The following is a 6,338-nucleotide window of genomic DNA, read 5'->3' as shown; positions in this document are numbered from 1 at the left end:
AAAAGCCTATATATAAAAACATAAAATTTGACAAAAAAATATAAGCCAGTAGCGGCTTAGCGGTGTTTTTTTAGATTGGGGGTGTCAAACTCCCGTTAACAGGAACCGGTGATTTCCTGCCAAATTTCGATGAAATGATTGTTTTTTCCAGTACTTCGTTATATAATAGGGTACGCGTAAAATAATAATTTAGGAGTGTGCCAAAATGAGCAAAGTAAGAACGAGATACGCACCGAGCCCTACGGGACGCATGCATGTCGGCAATTTAAGGACCGCGTTGTACGCATTTTTAATTGCAAAGCATGAAGGCGGAGAGTTTCTTCTCCGTATCGAAGATACGGACCAGGAACGGTATGTGGAAGGTGCTGTCGAGATTATCTATAGAACGCTTGAGGAGACCGGACTGGTTCATGACGAAGGCCCGGACAAGGATGGCGGCGTGGGCCCTTACGTTCAGAGCGAGCGTCAGGCTTCCGGTATTTACCTGGAGTATGCGAAGATGCTGGTGGAAAAGGGCGAGGCGTATTACTGTTTCTGTACGCAGGAGCGTCTGGATTCTTTAAAGCAGACGGTGGAAGGCCAGGAGATCATGACCTACGACAAGCATTGCCTCTCCTTATCCAGGGAAGAAGTGGAGGCCAATCTGGCAGCCGGCATGTCTTACGTCATCCGCCAGAACAATCCAACCGAGGGAACTACCACGTTCCACGATGAGATTTACGGTGACATCACCGTGGACAACTCCGAGCTGGACGATATGGTACTGATCAAGTCGGATGGATACCCAACGTATAATTTTGCCAATGTAGTCGATGACCATTTGATGGGAATCACCCATGTGGTTCGCGGCAATGAATACCTTTCCTCCTCGCCGAAATACAACCGTCTCTACGCCGCTTTCGGCTGGGAAGTTCCGGTATACGTGCACTGCCCGCTGATTACGAACGAAGAGCATAAGAAGCTGAGCAAGAGGAGCGGACATGCGTCCTACGAGGATCTGATCGAGCAGGGCTTCATCTCCGAGGCTGTAGTGAACTATGTGGCACTGCTGGGCTGGTCTCCGGTGGACAACCGTGAGATTTTCTCTCTGGCAGAGTTAATAAAGGAATTCGATTACCATAATATCAGCAAGTCTCCGGCCGTATTCGATATGACGAAGTTAAAATGGATGAACGGCGAATATATGAAGGCCATGGAGTTTGACCGGTTCTTTGAGATGGCGGAGCCTCATATCAGGATGGTCATCACGAAGGATCTCGATTTAAAGAAGATCGCCGCCATGGTGAAGACGAGAATCGAGATTTTCCCGGACATTGCAGACCATATCGACTTCTTTGAGGCGCTTCCGGAATACGATCCGGAGATGTACGTCCATAAGAAGATGAAGACGAATAAGGAGACCGCATTGACGGTTCTCACAGAAGTTCTGCCGATCCTGGAAGCACAGGAGGACTTCAGCAACGACGCCTTATATGCGGCGCTGTCAGCGTATGTGGCGGAAAAGGGCTATAAGACCGGCTTTGTTATGTGGCCGATCCGTACGGCGGTTTCCGGCAAGCAGATGACACCGGCAGGCGCTACGGAGATTATGGAAGTGCTTGGCAGAGAAGAATCCATTGCAAGGATTCAGACGGGAATCGAGCTGCTAAGCCGCCAGTAAAGAGAAAATCGTAAATAAAAAGATAGTAAGACAAGATAGTAAAAGAGAAGATATAAGGGTTTTGAGCGTGTCTGATCAGACGTTTCAGACGCGCTCTAATTCCCTCTGAGAGAAGGGAAATCCGGATGAGTTCAGAAGTAATATTTGAAGGCGCACAGAAGGCGGCGGTGACTCACGATAAGGGTCCCATGCTGGTGCTGGCCGGTCCGGGTTCGGGAAAGACATTTACCATAACCCACCGGATTAAGTATTTGACGGAGGAATGCAGAGTGAATCCGTCCAGTATCCTGGTCATCACCTTTACGAAGGCGGCGGCCACGGAGATGAAAGAGCGATATGAGAGTCTGTGCGGCGGGGGACCGTCATCTGTAAGTTTCGGCACATTTCATGCCATATTTTTCCGAATCTTAAAATTTGCATACAGGTATGATGCGCGCAACATTGTGCGTGATGAACAGCGGATGCAGTATATCAGGGAACTGATTGAGACAAACCATGTTGAGGTGGAGGATGAGACGGAGTTTGTGAGCTCCATTTTGTCAGAGATCAGCTCCGTAAAAGGGGAAATGATCCACTTGAACCATTATTATGCGAAGAATTGTTCGGAAGAGATATTCAAGAAGCTGTATTCGGGCTATGAGGAACGGCTGAGGAGAGCGAATTTAATCGATTTTGATGATATGCTGGTCATGTGCTACGATCTGTTTAAGGAGAGGAAGGACATCCTTGGCGCATGGCAGAGGAAATATCAGTACATACTGGTAGATGAGTTTCAGGACATCAACCGGGTTCAGTATGAGATCGTTCGGATGCTGGCGGCGCCTGAGAACAACCTGTTTATTGTGGGAGACGACGATCAGTCCATCTACCGGTTCCGCGGCGCGAAGCCGGAGATCATGCTGGGTTTTGAGAAGGACTATCCCGATGCCGAACGGGTCCTCTTAAATATCAATTTCCGCAGTACGAAGGACATCGTGGACACGGCGGGTAAGCTGATTGCCCATAATAAAACGCGTTTTCCAAAGGAGATCATCACGAAGCAGGGCAGGGGAAAGCCGGTGGTTACGAGAGTCTGGAAGGATCCGCAGGAGGAGACGCTGGAGATCGTCCACGAGATCACGGATTACACCGGAGCCGGATATGCCTGGTCTGATATTGCAGTCCTGTACCGGACGAATCTGGGGCCGCGTCTTCTGATCGAGAAACTGATGGAATACAATATCCCCTTCTGCATGAAGGATGCCGTACCGAATCTTTACGACCATTGGATCGCAAAAAATATCATCGCCTATTTAAATGCCGCTGCCGGTGATTTAAGCCGCGCCTGCATTCTCTCGGTAATCAACCGTCCGAACCGGTACATCAGCCGGGACGCTCTGGAACTGCCGGTGGTGAGCTGGGAGGCGGTCAAGTCCTTTTATCAGGACAAGGGCTGGATGGTGGAGCGGATTGAACAGCTGGAATACGATCTGAAATTTTTGAGGCAGCTGGCGCCTGCCGCCGCGGTGAATTACATACGCAAAGCGGTGGGATATGACGATTACATCAGAGAGTACGCCGAGTACCGCCGTATGAAGCCGGAGGAGCTGTTCGAGGTTCTGGACCAGCTGGCGGAGAGCGCCGCGGGATTTCAGACGGTGGAGGCGTGGTTCGCCCATATGGAGGAGTATGCCAGAGAACTGAAGCTTCAGGCCCGATCCAGGGAAAAGCGGACGGAGGGCGTTTCCCTCATGACGATGCACAGCTCCAAGGGGCTGGAGTACCGGATCGTTTACATTCTTGATGCCAACGAAGGCGTTACACCGCACCACAAGGCGGTTCTGGACGCGGATATGGAAGAGGAACGCCGTATGTTCTACGTTGCCATGACGAGGGCGAAGGAGCGGCTCCACGTCAATTACGTGAGCGAGCGATACAGTAAGAAACAGGAGGTGTCCCGGTTTGTAAAGGAGTATCTGGGACGAGAGTAGAGAGGAGTACAGTTCATGGCCCCACTGCCTGGTCTGTCCCGGCTGGTTTGCGCAGCATTTTCTGTTCCGGTTTCGGGCATAAGCACTTCTAAACGTGCGGAATTTTTCTAAAAACCAGGGGAAATGCCCAAACTCGCTTCGCTCAGACAGGTGGGCATTTCCCCTGAACGAAAAAAACAGCGCGTTAAGAATTGCTAATACCCTGCAAAGTCACAGAAAATGCTGCGCAAACCAGCCGGGACAGACCAGGCAGCGAGGCCATGAACTGTAATTGGAAAGGAGCATAACATGGATTCGTGTGTACACATCTATTGCGGCGAGGGAAAGGGAAAGACGACGGCCGCCGTCGGACTGGCGGTCCGCGCGGCCGGATGCGGAAGAAAGGTACTGATTACCCGGTTTTTGAAGACCGACCATTCCGGTGAGGTGGCGGCGCTGGAGATAATACCTGGAATTTCGGTTACACCGTGTGAGAAGAGCTTCGGATTTTTCTTCCGTATGACGGACGAACAGAAGAAGGAGGCGGCGGTGTATTACACGGAGCTGCTGGATATGACGCTTAGGAAAGCGGTGGATGGCGCCTTCGATCTGCTGGTTCTCGACGAGATCATGGCAGTCATGAATTATGGTCTGGTGCGGGAAGAGACGGTGAGAGATTTTATAACCGGACGTCCCTCCGGCCTGGAGGTCGTGATGACCGGGCGCGGGCCGTCGGAAGAGCTGATTTCCCTGGCGGATTACGTGTCGGAGATCCGAAAGATCAAGCATCCTTACGATCAGGGGATTCAGGCAAGAGAGGGAATTGAATATTAATTATGTGGTAACCTGTTACAAGTTTATTACGGATCAGACAGAAATCCCTTGATTTTTATACCATAGTCTGATAGAGTGAAAAGAGACGAAATAGTCGTCAAAATAATAGAAAAGAACATTACAAAAAGAGAGGTATCGACATGGCACAGGATCCGAATTTAGACCAGGAGAACATGGAAGAGCAGGAGGAAATGACCGTTACACTGACTCTGGACGATGGTTCAGAAATTGAGTGTGTGGTTCTCACCATTTTTACGGCCGGCGAACGCGATTACATTGCTCTGCTTCCGATGGAAGGTGCTGAGGCGGAAGAGGGAGAGGTTTACTTATACCGTTATTCCGAGTCAGAGGATGGACAGCCGAATCTGGAGAATATCGAAGATGATGACGAATATGAGATCGTAGCCGATGCATTTGACGAATTACTGGATGATGCGGAGTACGATGAGCTGGTAGGCGAAGACGAGACAGAAGAAAACGAATAAAGAGGCTGAGCTATTGTCTTCGGATGATAGCTCTTCTTTTTTAGCGGCGTTATATGTGATATTTTTAACTGAATTAATGCAAAGCTGCACCAGACGGCCGGAAAGGAGATAATTATGAAGAAAATCGTTGATGCAAAGGGACTTCCCTGCCCTCAGCCTGTGATAAAGGCGAAAGAGGTACTGAAAGAGATGACGGAGGGAACCGTCGAGGTTTTGGTGGACAATGAGATTGCCGTACAGAACTTAATGAAGCTGGGCGGCTATTTGGGTCTGAAGCCGGTATCGGAAAAGCTCTCAAAGGAAGAGTTCCGGGTGAGCTACGATGTCACGGAACGGAAAGCGGAAACCTGTATTCCGGATGCCAGGAGGAAGGGCCAGGTCGTGGTGATTTCCTCCGACTGTATGGGAAGCGGGGATGATGAGCTGGGAAGGCAGCTGATGAAGGGCTTTCTCTATGCGCAGACCCAGCTGGACGTGCTGCCCGATACGGTCCTGCTCTATAACGGCGGTGCAAAGCTGTCGGCGGAGGGATCGCAGTCTGTGGAAGATTTAAGGAGTCTGGAAGCGCAGGGAGTCGAGATCCTTACCTGCGGCACATGCCTGAACTTTTACGGCCTTTCCGAGAAGCTGGCGGTTGGAAATGTCACCAACATGTACGATATCGCCGAGAAGCTGTCCGGGGCCAGCTCCGTGATCCGTCCATGATGCAGAAGAAAAACAGAGAGGAGACGGTTGTTCATACCTTCCAGCCGGTATACGATGAACACTCCAGAGTTCTCATGCTGGGTACCATGCCGTCTCCGAAATCCAGGGAACAGGGCTTCTACTACGGTCATCCGCGCAATCGTTTCTGGCCGGTTCTGGCGGATATTTTAGGGGAGCCGGCGCCTGGGACGATTGAGGGGAAGAAGAGTCTGGCGCTGCGCCGCCGGATCGCCGTGTGGGACGTCCTTGCAGGATGCGATATCTGCGGAGCGGACGACAGCTCCATTAAAAATCCGGTGCCCAACGACATGAACGTGATCCTTTCCCAGGCAGACATAAGAGCCGTGTTTACGACAGGCACAAAAGCGGCTGAATTGTATGATAGATACTGTTTTTCCCAGACGGAGATTGCCTCCATACGGCTTCCGTCGACCAGCCCCGCCAACTGCCGGACCAGTTACGAAGAACTGAGGGCCGCCTATTCACAGATTTTAAAATACCTGTAAAATGCAAAATTTATGTAATTTTCCTCTAAAATCCTGCATAAATAAGTAAAAAAGCAGGGTTAATGCGAGTCATTTTGTTGACAAAACGGTATTTTCGTTTTATAATCCCGTCTTTGACAGTAAAAAAATTCAAACACCGCTGGAAGCCCTATTCTATAAGGGTTTCACAGCGGTGTTGCTTTGTTTTTAAGTATAGTCT

The 6,338-nt window shown here is 50.2% G+C and carries 6 protein-coding genes; all 6 read left to right on the top strand.

The window, feature by feature from the left end:
* The first annotated feature begins 205 nt into the window (after window positions 1-205).
* Window positions 206-1,660 (top strand): glutamate--tRNA ligase, encoded by a 1,455-nt coding sequence (gene gltX, locus DFR60_RS30010; RefSeq protein WP_110326958.1) that lies wholly within the window; start codon window positions 206-208, stop codon window positions 1,658-1,660.
* 125 nt (window positions 1,661-1,785) lie between these two features.
* Window positions 1,786-3,630, top strand: coding sequence for an ATP-dependent helicase (locus tag DFR60_RS30005; RefSeq protein WP_110326955.1), 1,845 nt, complete (start codon window positions 1,786-1,788; stop codon window positions 3,628-3,630).
* Between the two features lie 288 nt (window positions 3,631-3,918).
* Entirely contained in the window at window positions 3,919-4,443 is a 525-nt protein-coding gene (locus DFR60_RS30000; RefSeq protein ID WP_110326953.1) for a cob(I)yrinic acid a,c-diamide adenosyltransferase, read from the top strand.
* Between the two features lie 140 nt (window positions 4,444-4,583).
* Entirely contained in the window at window positions 4,584-4,928 is a 345-nt protein-coding gene (locus tag DFR60_RS29995; protein ID WP_110326951.1) for a DUF1292 domain-containing protein, read from the top strand.
* Between the two features lie 114 nt (window positions 4,929-5,042).
* Window positions 5,043-5,633 carry a sulfurtransferase-like selenium metabolism protein YedF gene (gene yedF, locus DFR60_RS29990; RefSeq protein WP_110326949.1) on the top strand — a complete coding sequence of 197 codons (591 nt, stop codon included), beginning with the start codon at window positions 5,043-5,045 and terminating at the stop codon, window positions 5,631-5,633.
* Window positions 5,630-6,139: a DNA-deoxyinosine glycosylase gene (locus DFR60_RS29985; protein ID WP_432764136.1), complete on the top strand. Its 510-nt coding sequence runs from the start codon at window positions 5,630-5,632 to the stop codon at window positions 6,137-6,139. The genes yedF and DFR60_RS29985 overlap by 4 nt, the downstream gene beginning before the upstream one ends.
* Window positions 6,140-6,338: the final 199 nt, after the last annotated feature.

The organism is Hungatella effluvii, assembly GCF_003201875.1.
In the GTDB taxonomy this organism is placed as follows: domain Bacteria; phylum Bacillota; class Clostridia; order Lachnospirales; family Lachnospiraceae; genus Hungatella; species Hungatella effluvii.
This window is presented reverse-complemented; position numbering and strand designations above follow the sequence as displayed.

What these genes read in the sequence shown, in the direction of transcription:
- gltX (WP_110326958.1), top strand. Translation starts at nt 206, where the DNA reads ATGAGCAAAGTAAGAACGAGATACGCACCGAGCCCTACGGGACGCATG.
- DFR60_RS30005 (WP_110326955.1), top strand. Translation starts at nt 1,786, where the DNA reads ATGAGTTCAGAAGTAATATTTGAAGGCGCACAGAAGGCGGCGGTGACT.
- DFR60_RS30000 (WP_110326953.1), top strand. Translation starts at nt 3,919, where the DNA reads ATGGATTCGTGTGTACACATCTATTGCGGCGAGGGAAAGGGAAAGACG.
- DFR60_RS29995 (WP_110326951.1), top strand. Translation starts at nt 4,584, where the DNA reads ATGGCACAGGATCCGAATTTAGACCAGGAGAACATGGAAGAGCAGGAG.
- yedF (WP_110326949.1), top strand. Translation starts at nt 5,043, where the DNA reads ATGAAGAAAATCGTTGATGCAAAGGGACTTCCCTGCCCTCAGCCTGTG.
- DFR60_RS29985 (WP_432764136.1), top strand. Translation starts at nt 5,630, where the DNA reads ATGATGCAGAAGAAAAACAGAGAGGAGACGGTTGTTCATACCTTCCAG.